Genomic DNA, 26915 nt, shown 5'->3' on the forward strand with positions numbered 1-26915 from the left:
TTAGGAATCCTAACTTTTAAAGTTAAAAAAATTAATTCTTCAAATCTTCAATGGATGCGCCATAATTAATGTGCAACACATTTCCATTTGAGGTCACCAAAGCTGGAACTGATTTAACGCCTTTTTGTTCGGCTTCGCCTACTTTTTCTTCATTTTCTCCGACATGAACTATTGTAACATTCTCGGAACCGATAAGATTAACCAAATCTTGTTCGGCACTTACGCATACAGGGCAACCTGCGTGATAAAAAACTGATTTACTCATTTCTTCTATTTTTTAAGGTTTTTGCAATATTGCTTTGCAAATATAGTAAGGATTCCTAATTAAATAAAATATTTATGGAATCAAGTTCATTTTGCACTTTGGGATCAGTACAATTAATCAAAATGGAAATCACCGTTTGCTCATTGGGATACACAAAAAAGTTGGAGTATGCCCCTACACTGTTGCCCACATGCCCAACAAAGCTTTTACCCTCTATATCTTGACTGACCTGAAAACCCAAGCCATAGTAGGTGGAGTCACCATTAACGGTTTGGGAAGTAAGAACCTCTTTAAGAATTTTAGGCGCTACCAATTTCTGATTCAATATTGCATCTCCTAATTTGGCTATGTCATTGCTTGTGGACAAATAGCCTCCTCCTGCTATTTTATAATTGTTGTTTACCGCCACTGCCTTTTTAAATCCCGTTGCAGTTTTTGTATAGAATTCTGACAGATTCACTTTAGTTTTCAAATCAATATCGTATTTACTTGAGGGATGGGTATTTTTCATGCTCAAAGGGCCCAAAACCTTTTCCATGACATAATCCTCAAAAGGGATTCCAGCAGCCTCTTGCATGGCCAAGGAAAGTAACACAAAATCAAAGCTATTGTACAGGTACCCCTTTCCAGGTTCAAAAACCAAGGGATCATTTTTAAAAACTTCTATACTCTCTTTTATGGAAAATGGTTGGTTCAAGGCAAATTCCTTTCCACGGTATGATCTTATTCCAGCCGTATGTCCTGCCAATTGCCGTAAGGTGAAGTCGTATTCTTTTTTGGGATAGTACGGTACATATGCGTAGAATGAAGAATCCAAATCCACCAACCCCTCCTCTACCATCTTGGCCAAAGCGATTCCTGTAATGCATTTTGAAATGCTTGCAATTCGAAATAGGGTATTTTGAGGGTACACCGGAGTTCTTTTTTCAAGATTGGCATAGCCATAACCCTTTTCCAACACAATCTTGCCTTCCTTCAAAATGGTGACGGCCATTCCCGGAACCTTTGCTTCAACAGCTAAATTATGAAGCATGGCATCAGCTTTTTCCAATGCAGACAAACCTTCCAAAGATTGCTTTGGTGAGTCAGTCAACAATTCTCTAAAAAAACTAATAAGTGATTTCAATTCCGTGGATTTCCTAGTTCCGAATGTAATGAGAAATCCAACATTTCCAAGATTTTTATCCCCAATTATTAACCTTATGAAAAGTCCGCAAGATTGGAAAAGTTCATAGCGCCATTTCCCTATACATTTGTGTCATAAACCTGAACAAAGTGCCAAAAGTCAAAAGCAATAGGGAAATCTACCAACAAAAGTTGAACAAGGTTGTGGAATACATCCATAATCATCTGGATGAAAAAATTGAGATAAAAACCTTGGCCGAACTCTCTCATTTTTCGCCATTTCATTTTCATAGGATTACCCGTGCATTGCTGGGAGAACCCATTGGCACTTATATCACAAGAATTCGATTGGAAACAGCGGCCAAAATGATTCGGTATTCCGAGTTGTCCATTGAAGAAATCTGTTATCATGTGGGTTACGAAACCCCTTCATCATTGACCAAGGCATTTCGACAACATTTTGGAACAACCCCATCAAAATATAGAAAAAACAAAAAAATCAATTTTAAAACAGCAGTACATATGGAAGCAACAGCATTGAATATCAAAAAACCAAAAGTGGTCAGTCTTGACCAAAAAAACTGTATTTATCTCACCCTTAAGGGTGCTTACGAAAAATTGGACTATCCTTCTGCATGGACCAAATTATGGCAAGTAGTGAAGGAACAAAAACTCTTTACCGCAGGAATCGAACATTTTGGTCAACCGTTTGATGACCCCAATGTCACCGAAGAAAACAATATCCGATATGATGCCTGCCTTGTTATCCACAAAGAGGCCAAATCTTCTGGACAAGTGGGAACAAAAGTACTGAAGGGTGGTAGGTTTGTTGTTTTCCACTATCAAGGAAGTTATTCCAATCTTGGGAGTGTTTACGATTACATTTTTAACACCTGGCTAATGGAAAGCGACCATGAACTTCGCGATGAACCTGTGCGCGAAAAATACTTGAACAATCCTGAAAAAACAGCAGAAGATAAACTGAAGACCGAGATTTACATTCCGATCCAGTAAATCAGTCTCTAAAGATCAGCCGTCCATTGAAAAGTTCCTCTACTTCAACTTCTGGTGGACGGTTGATACTAATGACATCCCCTGTACCTCGTATCACCCCGGAAATTCTTAGTTGTGGATTGGCTATTACATCATTGGAACCACGATGATTCAAGTTTACATTTTGAGCTGATAAACCCTCTGCTTCTATTCTAGAGTCGCCAGCAGCTATGTTGACATTGAAATTTGTGGTACTCCCCTGCACTTTAAAAAATGCTATCCCATTGACCGTAATCCGAACATTCTCTGCATTTACATTTAAATCAAAAGAACCATCGGTGGTTTCCGATTCCGGATTGTTGAAACTTTCTGAGATCAAGTTAAGGTTGGGGTAATTCAAAATTCCATCACTTGAAACCAACAATCCCGTGCTGCTTCGTATTTCCGTTATGTTAGGTGAGGTAACATAAATCGTAGTCAATCCGTAATCACGAATAAAATTACAGCCGTTTTCATTTCGTAAAACAAGTCTATTGTCCTCAACAGACGCCGTAACTTCGTTTTGCAGAAATTCTCCCGTTTCAATTTCTACTTTTTGCTCTGCTCCTTCCTTTACGACCAAATTGATATTCTCGAATACAGTTATCGTTGTAAAATCTGAAGCTTCAACGGTCCTTCTTATTGTATCCCCGGCATTTTGGAAACAATCTGGGGTATTCTCGCCATTGCAAGCAAAGAAAAGGAGAAACAAAACCAAATAAAAAGACCTCTCGACTGCGCTCAAGGTGACATTTTTAATATCTATCTTTTTTCTCAATACTCTCATCTCAATACTAAAGTCTAATTCCAACTCCAAATTCTACAGTTTCAGCTTTAGCACCATGGGATTTTAGCGTAATGGCTGCAAAAACTTTATCTCCGAAATAACGTTTCAATCCAATTCGATTGTAGACCTGACCTTCAAAATCAAACGGATAATAGACATAATACCCCAATTGGGTCACAACGCTCATTTTGTTGATGAACAGCTCATGCCCCAAAAACAATCCCACTCGCTTAAAATCGGTATCTGGAGCTACATTAAGTTCAGGAAATGAAATGGACTGAAATCGAATCAATTCCTTTAAAAAATAAGAAAAGAACACATCGGTGCCCAATTGAACTGCACTTTTTCTTCCTAATCGTTTATCCGCATAGGCTGAAAGTATCCAAAATCCATAACGCCCTGAATTAATCACATCACTTTCGTTAACCCCGGTTCTAAAAGCCAGGTTATAGCGAATTGGCTCCGTAATTTTTTCTTTGGACTCGGGAGTAAGGAATTCATGCGTTTTTCCTCCATCCAAATCATAGGTCAGTCCAATATTCAAGGCCATCGTATTGGTGGAAGTATTGGGTGCCTTAAAATTAGCGTTGGAATAATGAATTAACGAAAGTCCCGCCTTCAGCCCTAATCCCGAAAACAAATTTTCCTTGTGATAGTTAAGCATTACCATGGTGGAACTCAACAAATGTGACCCATAGGCATTGTTCCTGAAATTGTTGTTCTTATCATAAGGGTTTGTGTTATAGGCTACCCCCTGCCCCACTCGAAATTGTAGATTCCGCTTAAAAAAATAGAAATTATAATGGGCATATAGTCCAAAATTTTCTCCCAAAGTGGAATTGTTCATGTCTTGATAGACAAACGTAAACCCAGTGTCAGGATATCCATAAAGGGATTCCCATTCTTCGTTTCCGAATCTCTTCCGGTTAAATCCAAGAATGAGTCCTCCTGGGTGATTGGTGATTAAATGGGAAATATCTGTGTTGTGTAAAAGTACGGAGCCATAGAACTGACTGGCATCCAACACATACTTTTTAGAGATTTCCTTTTGCTGGGAGAATCCATAAAAGCAGCTTAAAAAAACACATAAATAAAGTAGGCGCTTCATGAGGCGCTAAAGTAGGAAATTAAAAAACCTCCTTTGCAATAGCTTTGATATTATCTGATTTTCCCATGGAATAGTAATGTAATACTGGTACACCAGCTTCTTTGAGCTCTTTGGATTGTTCAATGCACCATTCCACCCCTACTTGCCTTACTTCCTTGTTATTTTTGCATGATTCAACAGCATCAATCAGCTCTTCAGGTATATCCACTCGAAATACTTGAGGCAACAATTGTAAATGTCGCTTTACGGCAATAGGCTTTATTCCAGGGATTATAGGCACATTGATTCCCATTTTTCGGGCCTCTTCCACAAATTCGAAGAATTTTTTATTGTCGAAGAACATTTGAGTCACCACGTAATCAGCACCCAAATCAACTTTTTGTTTTAATCTTTTTAGATCGGATTTTAAAGAAGGTGCTTCCATATGTTTCTCTGGATATCCGGCCACACCTACACAGAAATCGGCACAATTGTCGGTTTCGATAACTTCATGCAGGTAATTACCTTTGTTCAAATCACTGATTTGCCGCACCAAATCTGAAGCAAATTGATGTCCACCACTGGTCGCCGAAAAGTATTTTTCTTCTTTCATGGCATCCCCTCGTAAGGCCATAACATTGTCGATTCCCAAATAATGGCAATCCACTAACAAGTACTCAGTTTCTTCCTTGGTAAATCCGCCACACAGTACATGGGGAACTGTGTCCACATTGTATTTATGGGTAATGGAGGCACAGATACCTAGAGTTCCTGGGCGCATTCTGGTCAGTTTTTTGTCCAAAAGACCATCCCGGTCTATATATACATATTCTTCACGAGAGGTTGTAACATCAATAAATGGAGGTTTAAACTCCATCAACGGGTCAATGTTGTCATAGAGTTCCTGTATGCTCTTTCCCTTTACGGGCGGTATAATTTCAAAGCTGAAGAGTGTTTCTCCTTTTGCTTGTTTTATATGGTCGATTACTTTCATCTTACTTTGCGGTCAAAAGATTTTTAACGTGCTGATAGCTCTCCTCATATTCCCAGTACACCCAACGTCCATCCAGATAGTCTATCAAAATGTATTTTTCACCTAACGATTTAATCCTGTCAATGGCCACCAACTTTTTAGAAGGCGCATCGCTTTTAAAATCTTCAAGTATTTCCTTATTGTTTTCATATCCATGGGAAACTGTGTAATTCCCCAGGGTCAACTCAATAAATCTCAAATTCATTCGTCCACTATGTTGGGAGCCAGCCATTTTTGTGCTTTCTCTAATTCAATTCCTTTTCTGTTCGCAAAATCTGTTACCTGATCTTGCTTAATTTTCCCCAATCCAAAATATTTGGCCCGTGGATGTCCAAAATAATATCCACTTACGCTGGCTGCAGGCCACATGGCCAAACCATCAGTTAATTGAACGCCTATTTTTTCCTCAACATCCAATAATTTCCAAATAGTGAGCTTCTCCAAATGGTCTGGACAAGCAGGATAACCAGGCGCTGGCCTTATTCCTTGGTATTTCTCATCAATCAACTCATTGTTGGACAAACTTTCCTTGCAGGCATATCCCCAATGCTCGATTCGGATTTCTTTGTGAAGGTATTCGGCAAATGCTTCCGCCAAACGGTCGGCCAATGCCTTCACCATTATGGAGGAATAATCATCCAGCTTCTTTTCATATTTTTTGGCCAGTTCTTGGGTTCCAAATCCAGTAGTCACACAAAAACAGCCCATATAGTCTTGAATTCCTGAAGATTTTGGAGCTATAAAATCGGCTAAAGCAATGTTTGGGACCCCTACCCTTTTTTTCAGTTGTTGACGAAGGGTCCTGAAGATAGTTTTCTGTCCTCCATTCGAAATGACTTCGATATCATCATCATTCTCTGAGTTGGCCGGAAACAATCCAAAAACAGCTTTTGCTTTTAACTGCTTTTCGTCCAAAATTTTCTTCAACATTTTTTGGGCGTCCTCAAAAAGCTCAGTGGCCTGTTTTCCCACAATCTCATCCTTAAGGATGTCAGGATATTTTCCATGCAGGTCCCAGCTTCTGAAAAAAGGTGTCCAATCCACAAAATCCAACAGCTTTTTTAAATCGAAATCTTCCCAAACTTGAATTCCCAGTTCCTTGGGTTTTTTGATATCATCCGAATCCCAATCTATTTGAAGTTTGTTATTTCTGGCCTCCTCAAGGGTCAAATATTCCTTTGCCTTAGTTCGATTCAGAAATTTATCCCGGAAACTTTCATAATCCAGCTTGATAGACTTTTTATAACTATCAGATGTTTCTTTTTGTAACAAATCCCCAACAACTGTAACCGCACGTGAAGCATCATTTACATGTACCACTGAATGACTGTATTGTGGGTCGATTTTTACCGCTGTATGGGCTTTGCTGGTTGTAGCTCCGCCTATCAACAATGGTACACTAAAGTCTTGGCGTTCCATTTCCTTGGCCAAGAAAACCATTTCATCCAAAGAAGGTGTAATCAAACCACTTAAACCAATAATATCAACCTGTTCTTCTTTAGCCTTGTTAATGATTTTTTCCGGTGGAACCATTACGCCCATATCAACAATTTCATAATTGTTACAGGCCAAAACCACACTTACAATGTTCTTTCCAATATCATGGACATCTCCTTTTACAGTAGCCATCAATATTTTACCAGCTGCAGAAGCTGTTGCATCTTTAGATGCTTCTATGTATGGAGTAAGATGAGCCACCGCCTTTTTCATCACCCGGGCAGATTTTACCACTTGGGGCAAGAACATTTTTCCACTTCCGAACAGATCACCCACCACATTCATTCCGGTCATTAGGTTGCCTTCTATCACCTCCAATGGTCTAGAAGCTGCCAATCTTGCTTCTTCAACGTCCTCAACAATGTATTGGTCAATTCCCTTGACCAAGGCACGGGTTATTCTGTCCTGCAAAGGCTCTTCCCTCCATGATAAATCGACCTTGCTTTCCTTGGCTTTTCCAACAACTGTTTCTGCGAATTCCAACAATCGTTCCGTAGCATCATCTCGTCTATTAAGAATCACATCCTCAACATGTTCTAAAAGATCCTTGGGGATATCATCATAAACCTCCAGCAAAGCTGGGTTTACAATTCCCATATTCATTCCCGCTTTAATTGCATGAAAAAGAAAAACGGAATGCATGGCCTCCCTTACCGGATTGTTCCCTCTGAATGAAAAAGAAACATTGCTGACTCCACCGCTAACACTACAATGGGGTAAATTTTCCCGTACCCATTTGGTTCCCTGAATAAAATCGAGGGCATTGAGCTTATGTTCATCCATTCCGGTGGCCACGGGAAAGATATTAAGGTCAAAAATGATATCTTCTGGTGCAAAATTCACCTCATCCACCAATATTCGGTACGAGCGTTCGGCTATTTCAACCCGTCGCTCATACGTATCTGCTTGCCCAACCTCATCAAATGCCATTACAATGACAGCTGCACCATAACGTTTAATCAATTTGGCTTGATGGACAAACTGCTCTTTTCCTTCTTTTAGGCTGATGGAATTGACCACACATTTACCCTGAACTACTTGCAGCCCAGCTTCAATGATTTCCCATTTTGAGCTATCAATCATGATGGGAACCCTAGCGATATCAGGTTCAGCCACAATTAAGTTGAGGAACCGTACCATAGCTTCTTTTCCATCGATAAGCCCATCATCCATATTGATGTCTATGATCTGGGCCCCTCCTTCTACCTGATGTCGGGCAACATCCAAAGCTTCATCATATTTTTCTTCCTTGATCAGACGAAGAAACTTTTTAGACCCGGCCACATTGGTCCGCTCCCCTACATTAACAAAATTACTGTCTGGGGTTATCACCAAGGGTTCTAGGCCCGATAGCTTTAAATATCTAGGTTCGGTCATTTTTGCCAATTCCTTACTTAATCGATTTTAATATACTTTTCCACAATATGCCTTTTGATACCAGCTTCTGGTACATCTTCAATCCCAGATTGTATCAAAGTGTCCCCTTTTATTTCTATGCTGAAGGGAAACTCATGGCCCCTAACTTCATCAACAGCAACATAATTCAACACCTCTGTATAATTGTTTCCATCCAAGGTGTACGTACCTCCACCACCATAAAAACCTTCGCCACCCTCCTTGGGTTGGTTAAAAAAGGCAAAATGATCTTCATTGATTATTTTGATGAAATCAGCTTCGGATAAATCTTTAATTTGGACGGAATCTTCCTCTTTTATTTCTCCATAGACTAACTTCCATGTTCCAACAATGCTTCTATCAGAATCCTTTTTAGGTTCTGCAGGTGCGGGAACCTTGGTCTTATCCTTGCAGGACAGTCCCAAAATCAATACTAATATGAATAGACTACTTTTCATTTGTTTGTTTTTTATGAGGTTAGGGTCTGCGTCAATTTTCTTGGTTCATATTCTGCCACTAAATCAGCTATGGCCTTAATATGCTCTGGAGTGGTTCCACAGCATCCACCAACAATGTTTACCAACCCTTTTTCCACATATTCTTTGATTTGGGAAGCCATTTCCTCAGGAGATTCATCATATTCGCCAAAGGCATTGGGCAAACCGGCATTGGGATGCGCGGAAACCCCGTAATCTGTTTTGGCCGAAACCACCTCTAGATGCGGAACCAGTTGTTTTGCACCCAAAGCGCAGTTAAATCCAACGGATAGAATTGGAATGTGGGAAATAGAAATCAAAAATGCCTCTGCTGTCTGTCCTGATAGCGTACGACCTGATGCATCCGTAATAGTGCCGCTCACCATTATTGGAATTTCAATATTTCGTTCATCCTTTACCTCTTCAATGGCAAACAATGCTGCTTTTGCGTTTAGCGTATCAAAAATGGTCTCTACCAACAGAATATCGGAGCCTCCATCCAACAAAGCTTCTACTTGCTCTTTGTAAGAAATTCTAAGCTCATCAAAGGAAACAGCTCTAAATCCAGGGTCATTGACATCTGGTGACATGCTGGCCGTTTTATTGGTCGGACCGATACTTCCAGCCACAAATCGAGGTTTATGGGGCTCTTTAGCCGTAAATTCGTTTGCAACTTCCTTGGCAATTCGTGCAGATTCATAGTTGAGTTCATATACCAAATCTTCCATATAGTAATCTGCCATGGCAATGGTAGTCCCAGAAAAGGTATTGGTCTCAACAATATCCACTCCTGCTTCAAAGTATTTTCGATGTACTTCGGCAATGGCTTTTGGTTGGGTCAGCGAAAGTAAATCGTTATTTCCCTTTAACGGATGTTCCCAATCCTTAAAACGTTCTCCCCTAAAATCTTCCTCCTCAAACTTATAGCGCTGTAGCATGGTCCCCATGGCTCCATCCAACACTAAAATTCGCTCTTGCAATATTTCTTCAATTCGTTTCATAACACGATTACCCCTAATTAGGGTTATAAATGCTATCAAGAAAAATATTGGAAATGCGTTAGGAATGTATCCTATGTTATCCTTCCCGAACCAATCTTGTGATAAGGGTAGAATTTAGCACCTTCTTTATAAGTAAAGGGTTGCTAAGGCTTCACAGGGTCCAATCCCTCCACCTTTCTTGATAACAACTTCAATTTTTAAATGAACTGGGGACAAAATAACCACACTTTATACTTAAAAGCAACTTATTGTCCCTTTTTTCTACGTTAAAACCTTCCAAAGTGGAACAATGGAAGGTTTGACTAACTCAAATAACCTAAAAAAACTTTTAGACTATACTTTGCACCACTTCTTTTTTGGCTTCTTTTTTGGAACCGTCAAATCCGGTTACACCGCCAACTGTGGTATATTTCATTACAAATCGTTTATCTGGATTTATGATTTGGTAGGCATACTGGCACATTACCGCTGCCTCATGGAATCCTGATAGAATCAGTTTTAATTTCCCTTCATAGGTGTTTACATCGCCAATGGCAAAAACTCCGGGTATGTTGGTCTGGTAATCTTTAGCATTATTGACCTTGATGGCATTTTTCTCAATCTCCAAGCCCCAACTGCCAATGGGTCCAAGTTTTGGTGAAAGTCCAAAAAGTGGAATAAAATGGTCTGTTTCCACATAGGTTTCTCCTTTTGCTTCATCATTATGCTTAACAACAACCGCTTTTAGCTCATCCTCCCCATGCAACTCTTTCACCTCTGCCTCCGTGTATAGTTGAATTTTGCCCAATTTGGCCAATTCGGATGCTTTTTCAACCGAATCCAAGGCGCCCCTGAATTCGTTTCTTCGGTGAACCAAAGACACTTCTGAAGCCACATCCGCCAAGAAAATTGCCCAGTCCAAAGCTGAATCTCCTCCTCCGGCAATGACCACTTTTTTGTCTCGATATACTTCTGGGTCCTTGATGATATATGCCACACCTTTATCCTCAAAATCACCAATATTGGAAATCAGGGGTTTTCTTGGCTCAAAAGAGCCCAATCCCCCGGCTATGACCACTACCGGTGCATGGTGTTTAGTCCCTTTGTTTGTGGTAACGATAAAAGAACCATCTTCTTGTTTTTCCAACGTATCGGCTCTTTCACCTAAGGTGAAACCAGGCTCAAACGGCTTGATCTGTTCCATTAACCTATCTACCAAATCACCCGCCAAAATCTCTGGATAGGCAGGAATATCATAAATAGGTTTCTTTGGATAAATCTCCGAGCATTGGCCTCCAGGCTGTGGAAGCGCATCAATCAAATGCGTTTTCAGCTTTAACAATCCTGCTTCAAAAACCGTGAACAATCCCGTTGGTCCCGCTCCAATTATTAGTATATCTGTCTTGATCATAATCTTAATTTAAAAGTCTCAGCATAAACTGATATTTATACTTTTTCAAACAATTTTATTCCCTCTCTTTTATAATTCTTTTGAATCTCCATTATTTTTTGACGATGTTTTACTACTTCGCCCAGAACAATTATGGCTGGGTTTGACAATTGTTGCTCTTTTGCTTGATTTACAATTGTGGAAACCGTACCAATTCCAATTTTTTCATTGTCCGTTGTACCATTTTGAATGATGGCCACCGGAAGATTGGATTTGCCTTCTTTTTTAAAGAGCTCTGTGATCTCCTTCAATTTTGACATTCCCATCAAAATCAAAACAGTAGCATTGGACTTCGCCGCCAAAGCTACATCCGCGGATAGTTTATGCTCTTTGGTTGTACCTGTAATCACCCAAAAACTTTCTGTTGCACCTCTTTTAGTCACCGGAATGTTTTGAGCTGCTGGCACTGCAACAGATGAAGAAATTCCTGGAACAACCTCAACATCCAAACCGTGTGATGCAGCATATTCCATTTCTTCGGCTCCTCTTCCAAAAACAAATGGGTCACCTCCTTTTAATCGAACCACATGCTTGTTCAAACTTGCGCGTTGCACAATCAACTCATTGATTTGTTCCTGTTGGTAAGCATAACACCCTTTTCGTTTGCCTACAAAGATGTGTTCGGCATTAGGTGCATATTCCAATAGTTCAGAGTCGACAAGGGCATCGTACAACACCACATCTGCGCGTTGCAATGCCTTGATTCCCTTTAGTGTTATCAAATCCACATCCCCAGGGCCAGCCCCAACTACTGTCAATTTTCCGTTAAACATGAGCCAATTCCAATTTTCTATAAGCTTCCAATGTTTCCAAAACCTGTTTTGCATCTTCTAAATAGGAGTTTGCAAACTCTTTGGTTGGCTTATTTTTATTTAGCTGAAGTGCTATGTCTTCAAAACTGATTGCTAAATCAATTTTTCCAGTTTCAACATACAATCTGTCAAAATCCTTGATGATTCCTGAATGGGTATTAACCTTGACCTTTTCAGATGTTAGAAGTGCCTTCGCTGAGTTTACAATGGATTGATAAGCATAGTAAACACTTGCAGCCCATTTTTCTTCGGCCAATGCTTCCTCTGCTTTTTCAATCTTTTCTTGACTTTCAAAAAATAAGGTCGCCACCAAATCGACAATAACTCCTGCACACTCACCAATCCCAATTTCCTTTTTGTATTTTTCTTCGGTACCCCAATCGATAAAATCATCTTGGGTTAGATTTTCAATGTCTGTAAGCGGTTTTAGGAACTCATAGAAATATTGTTCTCCTTTTTCCCAGTAGTAATCAGCAAAGGAAGCCCCATTCCCATTTGCATTAAAATCATCCAGAATCAATCTGAGGGCTTGGGGGCCTCTTTTACTTGGAATTTTTACCACTTTATCTGCAAATCTGGCTTTACCATTTCCAAAGTTTCCACCGCCCAATAACACCTGAAGTGCCGGAGCAACCAATTTATCCTTGGTACGGATGGACATTCCTTGGAATCCAATGTTCGCCATATTGTGTTGCCCACAAGCGTTCATACAACCACTTATTTTAATGACCACATCTGGGTTGCTTATATATTGCGGATATTCTGCTTTAATTACACGCTCCAATTCCTCGGCGATTCCTGTACTGCTTGAAATTCCAAGGTTGCAGGTATCAGTACCTGGACATGCTGTGATATCTAAAGCTTTGTTGTATCCGGCTTCTACAAAGCCTAATTTTTTCAGTTCCGAATAGAAAAATGGAACCAATTCCTCTTTTACATAAGGAATAAGAATATTTTGACGCAGTGATAAACGAATTTCGCCTGCCGCATAATTTTGAACCAATTTGGCCAATTCCCTTGCTTTATCAGTGTAAAAATCCCCCAACAAGACCTTGATTCCGATAGCTACATACCCTTTTTGCTTTTGTGGAACTAAATTGGTGGATTTCCATTGTTGGAACTCCTTATTTTTTTCAATCTGAACCGAAGGAACATTAACATTGGCAACCACAGGTTTTGGGTAACTTTCAAAATCTATGGGATAGGTTTGAATAGGAATAGCCAATTGCTCTTCTTCCAACAATACCTTGAATCCCTCAAGACCAATATCCTTTAATAAGAATTTCATACGGGCCTTGGCTCTACTTTTACGCTCTCCGTATCTATCAAAAACACGGATTACGCCTTCCATTAATGGAACAATTTTATCTGTTGGCAAGAAGCTATAGAGCTCATCGGCATGGCGGGGCTGTGAACCCAAACCACCGGCCAACATCACTTTAAATCCTCTTTCTCCATTTTTGATTTTGGCGATGAAGCCTAAATCGTGCATATAGGAAAGTCCAGTGTCGGCATCACTCGAAGAGAAGGAAACCTTGAATTTTCTTCCCATTTCCTGTCCAATAGGATTCCGAAGGAAATACTGAAAAACGGCATGGGCATACGGAGAAACATCAAAAGGTTCATCAACATCGATTCCTGCAGTTTCACTTGCCGTTACATTACGTACGGTATTTCCACAGGCTTCGCGAAGGGTCACATCATCTCGTTCCAGTTCAGCCCAAAGCTCTGGGGTCCGGTCAAGGTCCACATAGTGGATTTGAATATCCTGACGTGTGGTGATATGTAGTCTTCCCCTAGAATATTCATCAGAAACATCACAAATGCGAAGCAATTGATTGGAAGTCACCTTGCCATACGGTAATTTGATTCGTACCATCTGAACACCTTGCTGCCGTTGGCCGTAAACTCCCCGTGCCAAACGTAGACTCCTGAATTTTTCTTCGTCCAATTCGCCACCTTTAAACTGGCGAATCTTTCTTTCCAACTCAATGATGTCCTTTTCAACTATAGGGTTCTCTATTTCTGTTCTAAAGCTTTTCATTATTCTATTTTTCCTATCTGGTTAATAGATTTTATTAACAACTATTCTATCACCTCCTATTTTAGTGTTGTTCCATTTAATTTATGAAGCCAACACCCGCGGTGGTATTTGTTCTACTGTCGATAATTATAAAGGAACCGTTTGTACGATGGTCTTTGAACCGATCGTAAAAAATGGGCTTGTTCAATTTCAACCTTACTTTGGCAATGTCGTTCATTTGTAAGGTTGAAACATTTTCTTCAATCCCTGAATAATCGGGATGAATCTTATGCTCAATGGCATCAACTTTCGCCAATACCTTGTTTATTCCATGTTGTATCACATATTTGCCACCGGCAGTCAGATTATCAGAATCCATCCAGGAAACTGTTGCGGTGAGCTGTTTGTCTATTGTAGGCAAATCACCCGCCTTGACCAACATATCTCCGCGACTTACATTGACCTCATCTTCCAAAGTAATAGTAACAGAAGACCTTCTTGGTGCTGTTTGGTATTCTTTGTCGTAGAAATAAATATTCTTGATTTTGCTTCTTGTCATTGATGGCAGTACCACAACATCGTCTCCCACACTAAGTTCGCCACCATATACCTTTCCAGCAAAGCCACGAAAATCATGGAATTCTTCTGTTTTTGGTCGAACCACATATTGCACAGGGAATCTTGGAGTTCCTACATTAGATACAGCTGCCAAATCCAAACTTTCCAAGTGTTCCAATATGGTTTCGCCATCGTACCAAGGTGTATTTTTGGATTTCTCCACAACATTATCTCCCTTCAATGCACTTATGGGGATAAATGTTATTTTTTGATCTGCGTAATCCCGCTTGCTCATCAATTGTTCAAAGTCGGCTTTGATTGCGTTGTATTTTTCCTCCGAAAAATCTACCAAATCCATTTTATTCACGGCAACAATCACTTCTTTGACACGAAGTAGATTGTTGATAAAAAAGTGTCTATTGGTCTGCTCGATCACTCCTTTTCTAGCATCAATCAATATGATTGCCGCTTGGGAAGTGGATGCACCCGTAACCATATTCCTGGTGTATTCCACGTGACCAGGAGTATCGGCTATGATATAGCTTTTTTTCGCGGTTGAAAAGTAGATGTGAGCAACATCAATAGTGATACCCTGTTCTCTTTCAGCCACCAAACCATCGGTAGCCAAAGAGAAATCAAGATAATCATATCCTTTTTGCTTGCTGGTTCGCTCAATGGCCTCCAATTTATCGTCTGTCAATGATTTAGTATCATACAACAGTCGTCCAATCAAGGTACTTTTACCGTCATCCACACTACCTGCGGTAGCAATTTTCAATACTTCCATAATCTTTTTAAAAATATCCTTGTTGTTTACGTTTTTCCATTGCTGCTTCGGAACGTTTATCATCAATTCTTGCTCCACGCTCTGAAATTTTTGATTCCCTGATTTCGGCTACTACTTTCTCAATAGTATCTGCATAAGAAGCCACCGCCGCTGTACAAGACATATCTCCTACGGTACGAAAACGAACCATTCGTTCTTCAACAACTTCATCTTCTGCTCTAAATACCACACCATCTTCTGCCGACCAAATCAAACCATCTCTTAAAAAGATGTTTCGTTTGTGCGCAAAATAGATGGATGGAATCTCAATATTTTCTTTTTCAATGTAGCTCCAAACATCAAGTTCCGTCCAATTGCTAATCGGAAAAACACGGACATTTTGTCCCATTTCAATTTCACCGTTCAACATGTCGAACAACTCTGGGCGTTGGTTCTTCTCATCCCACTGGCCAAAATCATCCCTGACAGAAAAAATACGCTCTTTGGCACGTGCTTTTTCTTCATCTCTACGCGCCCCACCTATACATGCATCAAATTTAAATTCTTCGATGGCATCCAATAAAGTAGTGGTCTGCAACATATTTCTACTGGCATATTTTCCAGTTTCTTCAACCACTTTACCCTGATCTATAGAGTCCTGAACATTTCTTACAATAAGTTCAACCCCAAGTTCTTCAACCAATTTATCCCGAAACTCAATGGTTTCAGGAAAATTATGTCCAGTATCAATATGCATCAAGGGAAAAGGAATTTTTGCCGGCCAAAAGGCTTTTTGAGCCAATCTTACCAATGTTATGGAATCCTTTCCTCCCGAAAACAATAAAACGGGTTTTTCAAACTGGGCCGCAACCTCACGCATGATATAAATGGCCTCATGCTCCAATGCATTGGCCTTTGGTCTTTTTTCCAAGTCCAATAGTTCTGGTTTTTGTATTTCTTCTAAAAGTGTGCTCAATGTTCTATTTCTTTTATGTATGTAATCCACATTCCCGATTTTCCAAAACCTTGGTGGGATCAAAATATTTATGTTCGTTGGGTAAATCACGTTCGCGTAGATAGGCATCCAACTGCGTATCGCTCCAGTAATAAAATGGGCTCACTTTAAGTACACCATCTTTACCCAGGCTCAATACATCCAGTGAATCTCTATGTGCGGTTTGCCCCTTACGTAAATTGGTAAACCAAACATCCGGCTTATGTTCTTCCATAGCTCTTCTAAAAGGTTCCAACTTTACTTGCTCCGTAAAAGTGGCATGCAATGGATCATCGATTTGTGGAATTCCCATAACGGCATCTCTATGCGATGAAGTCTGTTTGGGCACATATAGCTCGATGTTCAGTCCTAAACGGGAAATCAATTCTTCAGCATGCTTGTAGGTATTTGGTGTATTATACCCAGTATCACACCAAATAACCGGAATATTCCTGTCGATATCGGTAACCGCATGAAGAATGGCTACTTCGTAAGGACGAAAATTTGTGGTAACCACTGGAGTATTTCCATTGGCTATAGCCCAAGAAATTATTTCTTGGGGGTCAATACCCTTAAAGTGCTTATTTAAATTTGCTATGCTTTCTTCTGAAAATGCCATGACATATTAATTTATTTGCCCCAACCTATTTTGTTCCAAATTCTTTCATGAAAAAAGTAAAGAATCATTTTGGTCACAAAATCTATGGAGGCTATTGATGCTGCCAAGACAACCTCTTCAACAAAAAAATAGGAGATAATCAGAGTATCCAAGGTTCCGATTATTCTCCAACTAACAGCTTTTGCTATGCTTCGAAGCGGTTTTTCCGAATTTTTATCCTTCTCAAAGGATGTCTTGGTCTTTTTTGAATTCAGTACTAATTGGTCTGCAATCATTTGTTTATTTATTTTCCTATCGGTTTACTAGGAAATACAAACATACGTGTTTTATTTAATTGGAATCGTTAAAAACCATATAAAATTACCATTACCCTATCGTTTTTATAGATTTTAACAAATGAGACAGGAAATTTTACAGATTTATCGATCCTAAATCTCAAATAATAAAGGATTTTAACTTAAGAGGCTATCAAATCCGCTAAGGTATTGTTTCTGTAGACTTCAAGTGCACTATCCCTAACCTGAAGCATCAACTTGTTTACCGAACATTTGTTTTCATCAGGACAATCATCACATTTTTCGTAAAAATTGAGACTAACGCATGGTACCATTGCAATAGGACCTTCCAATACCCGCATTACCGCAGTCATCAGAATATCTTCGGGTTCCTTAATTAAATAGTACCCCCCGCCCTTGCCTTTCTTTGAACCCAAAAAACCATTTCTTCTAAGGGTAAGCAAGATGCTTTCTAAAAACTTTTGAGAAATATTCTCATGTTTGGCAATTTCAGCTATCTGAACGGGCTCCCTACTCTCCAGCGAAGCTAGATAAGTAAGTGCCTTTAACCCATATTTGGTCTTCTTGGAGAGCATCTCACGAAGATAGCGAAATTTAACAATTGGCTATCTTCATTTAAATGAAAGTCAAAATTACTTAATCCAGTGCCTGTTCAATATCGGCAATGATATCATAAATATGCTCCAAGCCAACTGAAATTCGAACAGTTCCATCCGAGATTCCAACGGATTGTCGTTCTTCGACCGTTAATTTACTGTGCGTTGTTGATGCAGGATGTGTGACAATACTTCGCGAGTCTCCCAAATTGGCTGAAAGTGACAGCATTTTAACCGAATCAAAGAATTTTCTTCCCGCTTCCAATCCTCCTTTTACTTCAAACGCTACCACACAGCCACCGGCTTTCATCTGTTTTTTCGCAATTTCATATTTGGGGTGAGATTTCAAAAATGGATATTTTACCCATGCTATTTCAGGATGGCTTTCCAAAAAAGTGGCCAATTGTAAGGCATTTGCACAATGTCTGTCCACTCGAAGCGCCAAAGTCTCCAAGCTTTTCGACAATACCCAAGCATTGAATGGGGAAAGCGCCGGTCCAGTGATTCTTGAAAAACGGTAAATCTTATCAATAAGATCATTATTCCCAACAGTGATTCCTGCCAATACACGTCCCTGTCCATCCATTAATTTTGTGCCTGAATGAATGACCAAATGAGCTCCAAACTTAATAGGTTGCTGTAAATACGGAGAAGCAAAACAGTTATCGATAATAAAGATGAGATTGTGTTTCTTAGCCAGATTCCCCAAAACTTCCAAATCCAAAACATCCACCCCGGGGTTAGTCGGGGATTCGGCATAAATAATCTTGGTTTTATCCGTGATCAAACCTTCAACCGCATCCAAATCATTAACATTAAAATAGCTTGTTGTAATGTTCCACTTTGGAAAAAATTGAGTAAATAGTGTATGGGTTGAGCCAAAAATACTTTTGCACGAAACGATATGATCGCCACTCTCCAACAAAGCCGCAAACGTGCCATATACCGCCGCCATACCCGAGGCAAAAGCAAAACCACTTTCTACTCCCTCCATTTTGCAGACCTTATCTATAAATTCCGTTGAATTTGGGTTGGAATATCTGGAATAGATATTCCGATTCTTTTCTTCCGCAAAAGAAGCTCGCATATCCTCTGCATCCTCAAAAACAAAGCTTGAGGTCAAATACATCGGACTGGAATGTTCCAAAAATTGCGATCGTTCTATTTGTGTACGAATCGCTTCTGTTTCAAAACCAAGTTGTTTATCGTTCTTCATAAAAAACACCCCTAAAGTCCCCTCAAGAGGACAATTATTATTCTATATTTTTTCTGCTATTCTTAAAATATCTCCAAAAACCCCTCTAGCAGTAACCGCGGCTCCAGCACCGGCACCTTGAATCACCAAAGGATTTTCCCCATACGACTCGGTATAAATCTCAATTATGGAATCTGAACCACTTACCTGACCCAACGCACTTTCTTTGGGCACTGAAACCAGTTTTACATCCAAAACACCCTTGTCTTGCTGTAAATCTCCATGCAAATCACCAATATATCGGAGTACATGACCTTCATCCTGAGATTTTTTGATTTCACCATAAACCATGTCCATAACTTCTATTTGCCCCATGAATTCATCAAAATTCAGAGGTTGTAATTCCTTCGGAATAAGGTTTTCAACTTGGATATCCGAAAACTCATTTTGCAAATCGAGTTCGCGAGCCAAAATCAACAATTTTCTACCCACATCATTTCCAGAAAGGTCCTCACGAGGGTCAGGCTCGGTGAACCCTTTTTCCATTGCCTCTTTTACAATATTGGAAAATGGAATTTCATTCTCTGAAAATGTATTGAAAATATAACTCAACGAACCAGAGAACACTCCTTTTATTCTAGTAATATTTTCCCCAGAAAGGTGCAATAGTTTAATGGTATCTATAAGTGGAAGTCCTGCTCCAACATTGGTTTCATACAGATATTGCTTTTGATTTTTCTCCAAATGCTTTCGAATTGATTTGTAATAATCGAAACCAAGCGTATTTGCAATCTTGTTTGAGGAAACCAAATCAAACCCGTTATCAATAAAGTGCTCATAATGGGATACAAATGCCTCGCTAGCCGTATTGTCCACTGCAATCAAATTTTCCAGATGATTTGCCTTAGCAAACTCGATAACATCTTCAATTTGATAAGGAATTCCCGTTTTATCCAAATCCTCTTTCCAGTTTTCCGAAATACCGCCAGCATTCAACAATACCTTTTTGGAATTGGACACCGCAAAAACCCGTAAATCAATATCTTTTCTGTTTTCAATGCTAACTTTGGAATCCAATATTTGATCAATTAAAGTACCTCCCACGTTACCGTGACCAAAAATGGCAAGGTTTACCTTTTTGGCGATGCCGAAAATCTGCCCGTGCACCACATTGATTGCTTTGTGCAAATCAGATTTTTTCAATACCAAGCTCACATTTTTTCCCGAAACGGTATTATTAAAAAGTAAGGGAACCACTTGATTCTTCACCAATGCATTGAAGGGTTCGTGAAAAGTACTCAAATCCATTCCTACAATGGAAATGACAGAAACATCATTTACCACCGTGATTTGGTTAACATCATGGGAGGAATAGTCAGTTTCGAACTCCAAATCAAGCACTTTTTTGGCTTTTTGTGCTTCTTTGGCATCTACCACTAAACCAATGCCTCTTTCTGATGACCCTTGGGAAATAATCCCGACATTGATATTGTTCTGCCCAAGTGACTTAAAAATCCGCGCGTCGATACCTACTTTTCCCAAAAGCCCTCTTCCCTCAAGATTTATAAGGGCAACATTCTCCAAAACAGACAAAGATTTTATCCCCCCGTTATCAGTTTTTGGGCCAATCAATGTTCCTTCATTATCATCATTAAAAGTATTAAGAATCCGAAGTGGGATATTTTTCTCAATCAATGGAATAATGGTCTTGGCATGCAAAATATTGGCTCCAAAATTGGCCAATTCGTTCGCCTCGGCATACGAAATAACGTCAATAAGCTTGGCATCAGCTACCAAATCAGGATTGGCCGTGTAAATTCCATTTACATGAGTATAATTGAGCAATTCACCGGCATCTAAAAAATTGGCAAGCAATGCGGCAGAATAATTGGTTCCGTTTCTTCCCAATGTAGTTGTCTCTCCTTCACTATTGGATGCAATAAAGCCGGTTACAATAGGAACTACATCTGAATCTAGACTTTTAAAAGACCGAATTACATTTTCTTTGGAAACCCCTTCATCCACCTCAGCATTGGTAAAGGTATCATCTGTTTTGATCAACTCTCGTGAATCCAATAATTTGGCCTTGACTCCCAACTCTTTTAGCATTGCAGTCACAGCTTTGCCCGAAATCAGTTCGCCATTAGCCATAAGCTCATCTTTGGTCTTAGGACTAAAATCTCCTGTCAATGAAACTCCTTGTAGGATTTTTTCTACCGCTTTGAGCTCATTCGCAATAATTGACGCATCAGACAATCCTTCTTTTTGATAATCCGAGAAGTGTTTCAGTTCTTCATCAAAACCATCTCCTTTTGCAGCCTTTTTCAACAAGGACTCTAATTGATCCGTAGCTTTTCCTCTCGCCGAAAGTACCACCGCAAAATGTTCTTTTTCTTTCGCCTTTTTTGAAATGATTTTAAGCACACGTTCAATACCTTCTCCGTTGGCCAAAGATTTCCCGCCAAATTTTAAAACTTTGATGCGCTCCGACTTTCCATTTTTTTGGAACACGGGCTCTAGGAGCTTTTCCAACTGCTCAAACTCCATTAAAAAGGCATCATGACCATGTAGGGATTGTACTTCGCCATAGGTGACATTGGTGTTGACCAATGCCAATCGCCTGAAAGTTTCCTTGTTTTCCTCAGCAGTAAAAAACAAATCAGAATTGACACCAATAATATGGATTTTGGTATCGCTTTCTTGAAGCGCCTTAAATGCCTCATCCCCATTTCTTGTAATGTCAATGGTCTTCAACAACTGATTCATCAGTTTGTAGGCCGATAATTGAAAACGTTCCTGTAGCTTTTTCCCGTGGTGCATCAACCAGCTTTCTACATTGAAAACCTGAAGTTCCTCATTGGTGCTACGTTTGAATCGCTCTTTGAAAGATTCTGGTGTTCGGTAACAAAGCATAGCATGCATGCGGGCATCATGAACTGGTTGTTTTGAATTCACCAAAAACTGCTCCTGTATCTGGCAATTGGCAATCAACCAGTCGGTAGACTTCCAATCTGATGCCACTGGAATCAAATGCTCTGTAATCTCGGGGTTCAAAGCGGCCATTTCCCAAGCAATTCCTCCTCCCAAAGACCCTCCGATAATGGCGTACAAACGGTCAATTTTCAACTGCTGCAACCCTCGAAGAAATATTTTGGCTATATCTCCGGCCACAAAATCTTTGTAGTTATCAATTACAAGACCATCATATCCATTCCCAGGGATATTAAAGGCCAAAATGGTGTATTTATCAGTATCGATACTTTTACCTTTACCAATGATATCGGACCACCAGCCTGACTCTCCCGTGACATTCGAGTTGCCTGTAAGGGCGTGATTTACCAGAATAATGGGCGCAGTATGCAATTCTTTTCCAAAGAGTTGATAAGACAACTGCAAATCTTGGGCTACACCACTTATGGTCCTGTAATTCTTTATTTCCGTTTTATGGAGCATTCTTTATAAAAATTGATATCAGTCTGTGCCAAGCGAGGTATTCCTTAAGGAATTATTCTCCACTGCACTCAAACCGAAAGAGTATTATCAAGCTAAAACTGATTTATCGATAGCGGCAAATGCTTGTTCCAAATCTGCTTTCAAATCGGATATATCTTCAAGACCAACCGACAAACGAATCAAATCTTTAGTGACACCAGCAGATTCTTGCTGGTCATCGTCCAATTGTTGGTGCGTGGTACTGGCAGGATGGATAATCAAAGATTTTGTATCTCCAATATTGGCCAGCAGTGAAAACACCTTTGTTGCATCAGTTAAACTTTTTGCAGCTTCAAAACCTCCTTTTACTCCAAAAGTCACAATACCACTTTGTCCTTTGGGAAGGTATTCCTGTGCCAAATCATAATACTTGTTGCCCTTTAGACCTGGGTAATTCACCCATGCAACTTCTTCCCTATCCTGTAGCCATTCTGCCAAAGCCAATGCATTTTCACTATGTTGCTTGATTCGAACTGGCAAAGTTTCCAAACCTTGGATGATTTGAAATGCATTAAAGGGACTCAACGCTCCACCAAAATCTCGAAGCCCTTCCAAAATAAGCTTGAATGTAAAAGCTGCCGCACCTAATGCTTCGCTATATACCAAACCATGGTATCCAGCAGATGGTTCTGTAAATTCCGGGAAATTTCCATTGGCCCAATCAAATGTTCCAGCATCAATAATGGCCCCTCCAAGTGAATTTCCTTGACCACCAATATATTTGGTCAATGAATGGATTACCAAGTTGGCACCATGTTCAATAGGATTCAACAGCCCTGGAGTAGCGACAGTATTATCCACAATAAATGGGACTTTAGCGGCCTTAGCTTCTTTTGAGATACCTTTCAGGTCCAAAACATCCAATTTTGGGTTCCCCAAAGACTCTACAAAGAAGGCTCTGGTGTTCTCTTGTACAGCACCAGCGAAATTAGATGGGTCAGACGCATCCACAAAAGTGGTGGTAATGCCCAATCTTGGCAAGGTAACGTTCAATAAATTGTATGTACCTCCATACAAACTGCTTGATGCCACTATGTGATCACCTGCCCTTAAAAGGGTTAGCAATCCCGTTGAAATTGCCGCAGTTCCAGATGCAAAAACAACAGCACCTACCCCGCCTTCAATAGCTGCCACTCTTTCTTGTAAAATTTGATTGGTGGGATTGTTCAAGCGCGTGTAAATAAAGCCCAATTCGGCCAAGGAAAATAGATTTGCCGCATGGTCCGTATCATTGAACACATAGGAAGTTGACTGATAAATAGGCACAGCTCTGGTTCCGCCTGTTTGTGTTGTGTCATGCCCGGCATGCAAAGCATTGGTTGAAAATTTTTGATCACTCATGATTTTTTGCTTTTAATTAAACTTGTTCTGTTTTTAGATTCCCACTTTCGTAGGAATGACAATGTTTTAAAATTTCATTTTAAAAACACAAAAAAGCCAAACCCTGCTCGACCTTTGGGTCGATAGGAAAAATCAAAAAGTTATAAGAAAGTGAAACTGAAATAATTCAGTTGTTGTTATCTATTCCCAAATGGGATAGAATTTAGCACCTTCTTGACATAAGGAGTCAAGGGTTGCTAAGGCTTCATAGGGTCTATTCCCTCCACCTTTCTTGATAACTATTCAATACGTGTTTGAACTTGTGAGGACAAATATAACGGCAGAATTCTTTAAAATCCTAATGATTTTGGGAAATTTTACAAATTCACATCATTTTATAAGGACATGGCGGATAGACTTCTCACGTTCGTTCAAAATGAGCCCACCATGTACGTTTTATCGAACTCAAAACATCTTAAATAAAGTTGTTACCAATCGTCCACCATGGTTTGGAGACTTAATTGACAACAGTTGCTTTGCTTCCTTTACTTTTAAGTGGAAGGGCGCTTCGCATAAATCCACCCCGCTTTGCTTTTTCAATCGAGTTCCTTGACCGGAAATGATATTGATATTGGGAACGAAATCACCTTGGGGCAAATGCTCGGTTAAAATCACAAATTTAAAGTCAGGGAGTTTGTCCACAATGTTTTTGATTTCGGAATTGGATAAATGTTGCAATACTTGCCTTAAAATGGCACAATCCGCCATAGGTAGGTTATCTTTTGCTATATCCAAACAATGGAATTCCAAATTTGGACGTTGGAATTTCCTTTTGTTGAAGTTTATTAGGTCTTCAACAATATCCACTGCAATGTATTTTTTGGTGTCCACAACCAATGCGGCACCGATATTAAAATCTCCGCAACCTAAATCAGCTACGGTCAATGGATTTTCAAAAGATTTTAAAAAGGATTGAAGAATAGCTATGTAGGGTTCGACCAATTCAGGATGATGTGACCCATCGCCTGAATAAAAATGGGAACCATTATCCCCCCATAGCTTGGCCTCATAAATTTGCTCCATTGCCGCTTTGGTGGGCCATGGTCTTTTAATTTTCTTAGGTGAAGTCATTTTATTTTAAAACCGAAAACTCAATACTCGAGTCTGTAAAAACTGTATGGGTCTGGGTTTTAAAGTCATCCTCGTTCGCCTTAAAAATATTGTCCACGTAGGTCTGTGGATTCAAATCTATTAAAGGAAACCAAGTACTCTGCACCTGAATCTGCAGCTTATGTCCTTTTTTGATGGTATGGAAAACATCTTGCAATTTTATGGTCACATCTGTTTTTTTGTTTGGTGTGAATGGCTCTGGGTCGGAAAAACTTTTTCTGAAACGTCCACGAAGCACCTCGCTTCGAACCATTAGGTGGTAATTGGCCATTTTTAAATGGTCTTGCATCTCTTCATTGGTTTCGGAATCCGGAGGGTGCACATCTATCACTTTCACGATCCAATCCGCTGCAGTGCCCGTTGTCGCTACTTTTAGTTTCGCTAAAATATCTCCAGCTAAGGTCAAATCCTCCTCCAACACCTCAGTTTCAAAAACCAGTACATCCGACCGACGTGCGGCGAAACGTTGATCATCCGTCATGTATTTTCTGGGTGTAAATACCGATTTGATATCTTCAGAATACGGAACCGGTTTTTTGATATCGCTAATAAATTGAATCCCGGAAACTTCTTTTTGTTCTGTGGTCAATTCTTGGTCTTCTGAAAGAAACATGGTCTGCTTTTCAACACCTTGTGGAGGCCATGCATCATATGTTTTCCACTCTTTTCTTCCAGAATCAAAAACATAGGCCTCTGGAAGTCCACTGTTTTGGTCACCTTCTCCCTTTAAAAAGTGATTAAAGAATTTTGTTTCAATATTCTTCTGATAAAACAAAGAAATGGAATCTCCAAAGTAATAATTGCCTACTACATTCCTATCTCTTTTTCTTGCCCATCCGCCATGATCCCAAGGTCCAAAAACCATGGTGTTGTAGTTTCCTTCGTTATGGCGTTCAATATTTTTATAGGTTTCCAAAGGCCCGTACAAATCTTCTGCATCAAACCACCCACCAACAATCATGGTGGCTACATTGGTCTTTACATTTTTTAAATGCTGAATGATTCCCCTACTCTGCCAAAGCTCATCGTAATTGGGATGTTCTTTTAGTTCGTTCCAGAAAAAATCATCAGTTTGTCCATCTGGTCGTATGGTAGGTGTATCCGCCGTTTCATACTCAAAAAAAGAGTTTAGGTTCTCCAATGGGCCGGCATCCAAAAAGAACTGATACTGGTCATCGGTCTGAATATCTGGCAAAGTATACCAGGCCGTATCAATAGGTTGATCATTATTGGGCCTAGGTGTTCCAAAAAGTGAAGTCGCCCTAAAATAGCTCAATAAATAAGCTCCGTTATGGTGAAAATCATCAAAAAAGAAATCTCCAATACAAGCTTGTGGAGAAGATGCCTTTAATGCTGGATGGGCATCAACCGTTGCATAGGTCGCATAAAATCCGGGGTACGAAATACCCCAAACACCAACTCTTCCATTGTTGTTTTCCACATTGTTCACCAACCATTCAATGGTATCGTAAGTATCTGAACTTTCATCTACATCTTGGTCCGATGTCTTATTGGGAATATAGGCCCTCATATTCTCATAATGTCCCTCACTTAACCATCTACCGCGAACATCTTGATATACAACAATGTTTCCTTCCTTCATTAAATGTACGTTGGGACCAATCTGCTTTCTAAAATTCCCCTCGCCATAGGGTCTTGAGCTATACGGTGTGCGTTGCATTAAAATGGGATATTCCTTTGAAGTATCTTTTGGTGAATAAATGGTGGTGTGCAGCTTTACACCATCCCTCATCTCAATATCCACTTCTTCCTTGTTGTAATTATCAGCTACGTAGGTATCCTCTTGCTGAATCTCTTTTTTGACAGTTTTTTTACAGGCTGAGATTGCCAATGTTAAAACAAACATTAGCATTATGGGACGAAGTATTCTTTTCATCTTAAGGAAATTTTGATTGATGCCTAAAACTACAAAGAAATCTTCTTAGT

At 39.8% G+C, this 26915-nt stretch carries 23 protein-coding genes and 2 riboswitches; of the genes, 1 reads left to right on the top strand and 22 read right to left on the bottom strand.

Features of this window, described 5'->3' with window-relative positions; all coding sequences use genetic code 11:
* Window positions 1–31: 31 nt before the first annotated feature.
* Together ACOQO1_RS09635 and ACOQO1_RS09640 are read right to left on the bottom strand one after the other, a co-directional pair.
* Window positions 32–265, bottom strand: a complete 234-nt coding sequence (locus tag ACOQO1_RS09635) for a thioredoxin family protein (protein WP_420602666.1) — start codon at window positions 263–265, stop codon at window positions 32–34.
* A 55-nt stretch (window positions 266–320) separates the two neighbouring features.
* A complete protein-coding gene (locus ACOQO1_RS09640; RefSeq protein ID WP_420602667.1) occupies window positions 321–1391 on the bottom strand; it encodes a serine hydrolase domain-containing protein in 1071 nt (356 codons plus the stop codon).
* A gap of 149 nt (window positions 1392–1540) precedes the next feature.
* On the opposite strand from ACOQO1_RS09640, the gene ACOQO1_RS09645 reads away from it, so the two are divergent.
* Window positions 1541–2404, top strand: coding sequence for an AraC family transcriptional regulator (locus ACOQO1_RS09645; protein WP_420602668.1), 864 nt, complete (start codon window positions 1541–1543; stop codon window positions 2402–2404).
* Window position 2405: 1 nt separating this feature from the next.
* Here the strand turns inward: ACOQO1_RS09645 and ACOQO1_RS09650 are convergent, their stop codons facing one another.
* From ACOQO1_RS09650 to ACOQO1_RS09745, 20 genes are all read right to left on the bottom strand, one after another.
* Window positions 2406–3239 carry a head GIN domain-containing protein gene (locus ACOQO1_RS09650; RefSeq protein ID WP_420602669.1) on the bottom strand — a complete coding sequence of 278 codons (834 nt, stop codon included), beginning with the start codon at window positions 3237–3239 and terminating at the stop codon, window positions 2406–2408.
* The gene (locus tag ACOQO1_RS09655; RefSeq protein WP_420602670.1) at window positions 3217–4317 is read right to left on the bottom strand and encodes an acyloxyacyl hydrolase; all 1101 of its coding nucleotides are present in this window, start codon (window positions 4315–4317) and stop codon (window positions 3217–3219) included. The genes ACOQO1_RS09650 and ACOQO1_RS09655 overlap by 23 nt, the downstream gene beginning before the upstream one ends.
* A gap of 19 nt (window positions 4318–4336) precedes the next feature.
* Entirely contained in the window at window positions 4337–5290 is a 954-nt protein-coding gene (metF, locus tag ACOQO1_RS09660) for a methylenetetrahydrofolate reductase [NAD(P)H] (RefSeq protein WP_420602671.1), read from the bottom strand.
* 1 nt (window position 5291) lies between these two features.
* Entirely contained in the window at window positions 5292–5534 is a 243-nt protein-coding gene (locus ACOQO1_RS09665; RefSeq protein ID WP_420602672.1) for a hypothetical protein, read from the bottom strand.
* Window positions 5531–8203, bottom strand: a complete 2673-nt coding sequence (gene metH / locus ACOQO1_RS09670; protein ID WP_420602673.1) for a methionine synthase — start codon at window positions 8201–8203, stop codon at window positions 5531–5533. The genes ACOQO1_RS09665 and metH overlap by 4 nt, the downstream gene beginning before the upstream one ends.
* Window positions 8204–8220: 17 nt before the next feature.
* Entirely contained in the window at window positions 8221–8679 is a 459-nt protein-coding gene (locus ACOQO1_RS09675) for a hypothetical protein (protein ID WP_420602674.1), read from the bottom strand.
* An 11-nt stretch (window positions 8680–8690) separates the two neighbouring features.
* Window positions 8691–9698 (bottom strand): homocysteine S-methyltransferase family protein, encoded by a 1008-nt coding sequence (locus ACOQO1_RS09680; RefSeq protein ID WP_420602675.1) that lies wholly within the window; start codon window positions 9696–9698, stop codon window positions 8691–8693.
* A gap of 73 nt (window positions 9699–9771) precedes the next feature.
* A riboswitch (SAM riboswitch) is annotated at window positions 9772–9886 on the bottom strand.
* Window positions 9887–10026: 140 nt separating this feature from the next.
* The gene (locus tag ACOQO1_RS09685; protein WP_420602676.1) at window positions 10027–11088 is read right to left on the bottom strand and encodes an NAD(P)/FAD-dependent oxidoreductase; all 1062 of its coding nucleotides are present in this window, start codon (window positions 11086–11088) and stop codon (window positions 10027–10029) included.
* Window positions 11089–11123: 35 nt separating this feature from the next.
* A complete protein-coding gene (gene cobA / locus ACOQO1_RS09690) occupies window positions 11124–11900 on the bottom strand; it encodes a uroporphyrinogen-III C-methyltransferase (protein WP_420602677.1) in 777 nt (258 codons plus the stop codon).
* Entirely contained in the window at window positions 11893–13983 is a 2091-nt protein-coding gene (locus ACOQO1_RS09695; protein ID WP_420602678.1) for a HEPN domain-containing protein, read from the bottom strand. The genes cobA and ACOQO1_RS09695 overlap by 8 nt, the downstream gene beginning before the upstream one ends.
* A gap of 76 nt (window positions 13984–14059) precedes the next feature.
* Complete coding sequence (locus tag ACOQO1_RS09700; RefSeq protein WP_420604323.1) at window positions 14060–15307, bottom strand: sulfate adenylyltransferase subunit 1; 1248 nt, start codon at window positions 15305–15307, stop codon at window positions 14060–14062.
* A gap of 7 nt (window positions 15308–15314) precedes the next feature.
* Window positions 15315–16166, bottom strand: coding sequence for a sulfate adenylyltransferase subunit CysD (gene cysD, locus ACOQO1_RS09705; protein WP_420604324.1), 852 nt, complete (start codon window positions 16164–16166; stop codon window positions 15315–15317).
* A 109-nt stretch (window positions 16167–16275) separates the two neighbouring features.
* The gene (locus ACOQO1_RS09710) at window positions 16276–16899 is read right to left on the bottom strand and encodes a phosphoadenosine phosphosulfate reductase family protein (protein WP_420602679.1); all 624 of its coding nucleotides are present in this window, start codon (window positions 16897–16899) and stop codon (window positions 16276–16278) included.
* A gap of 11 nt (window positions 16900–16910) precedes the next feature.
* Window positions 16911–17174: a DUF2061 domain-containing protein gene (locus ACOQO1_RS09715; protein WP_420602680.1), complete on the bottom strand. Its 264-nt coding sequence runs from the start codon at window positions 17172–17174 to the stop codon at window positions 16911–16913.
* Between the two features lie 182 nt (window positions 17175–17356).
* Window positions 17357–17770 (bottom strand): RrF2 family transcriptional regulator, encoded by a 414-nt coding sequence (locus tag ACOQO1_RS09720; protein WP_420602681.1) that lies wholly within the window; start codon window positions 17768–17770, stop codon window positions 17357–17359.
* A 61-nt stretch (window positions 17771–17831) separates the two neighbouring features.
* Window positions 17832–19007: a trans-sulfuration enzyme family protein gene (locus ACOQO1_RS09725; RefSeq protein WP_420602682.1), complete on the bottom strand. Its 1176-nt coding sequence runs from the start codon at window positions 19005–19007 to the stop codon at window positions 17832–17834.
* A gap of 42 nt (window positions 19008–19049) precedes the next feature.
* Window positions 19050–22439, bottom strand: coding sequence for a bifunctional aspartate kinase/homoserine dehydrogenase I (thrA, locus tag ACOQO1_RS09730; RefSeq protein WP_420602683.1), 3390 nt, complete (start codon window positions 22437–22439; stop codon window positions 19050–19052).
* A gap of 87 nt (window positions 22440–22526) precedes the next feature.
* A complete protein-coding gene (locus tag ACOQO1_RS09735; protein WP_420602684.1) occupies window positions 22527–23819 on the bottom strand; it encodes an O-acetylhomoserine aminocarboxypropyltransferase/cysteine synthase family protein in 1293 nt (430 codons plus the stop codon).
* Between the two features lie 173 nt (window positions 23820–23992).
* A riboswitch (SAM riboswitch) is annotated at window positions 23993–24100 on the bottom strand.
* A 163-nt stretch (window positions 24101–24263) separates the two neighbouring features.
* Window positions 24264–24929 carry a methyltransferase domain-containing protein gene (locus ACOQO1_RS09740; RefSeq protein ID WP_420602685.1) on the bottom strand — a complete coding sequence of 222 codons (666 nt, stop codon included), beginning with the start codon at window positions 24927–24929 and terminating at the stop codon, window positions 24264–24266.
* A 1-nt stretch (window position 24930) separates the two neighbouring features.
* A complete protein-coding gene (locus ACOQO1_RS09745) occupies window positions 24931–26865 on the bottom strand; it encodes a CocE/NonD family hydrolase (RefSeq protein WP_420602686.1) in 1935 nt (644 codons plus the stop codon).
* Window positions 26866–26915: the final 50 nt, after the last annotated feature.

Source organism: Flagellimonas sp. (genome assembly GCF_965222555.1).
In the GTDB taxonomy this organism is placed as follows: Bacteria; Bacteroidota; Bacteroidia; order Flavobacteriales; family Flavobacteriaceae; genus Flagellimonas.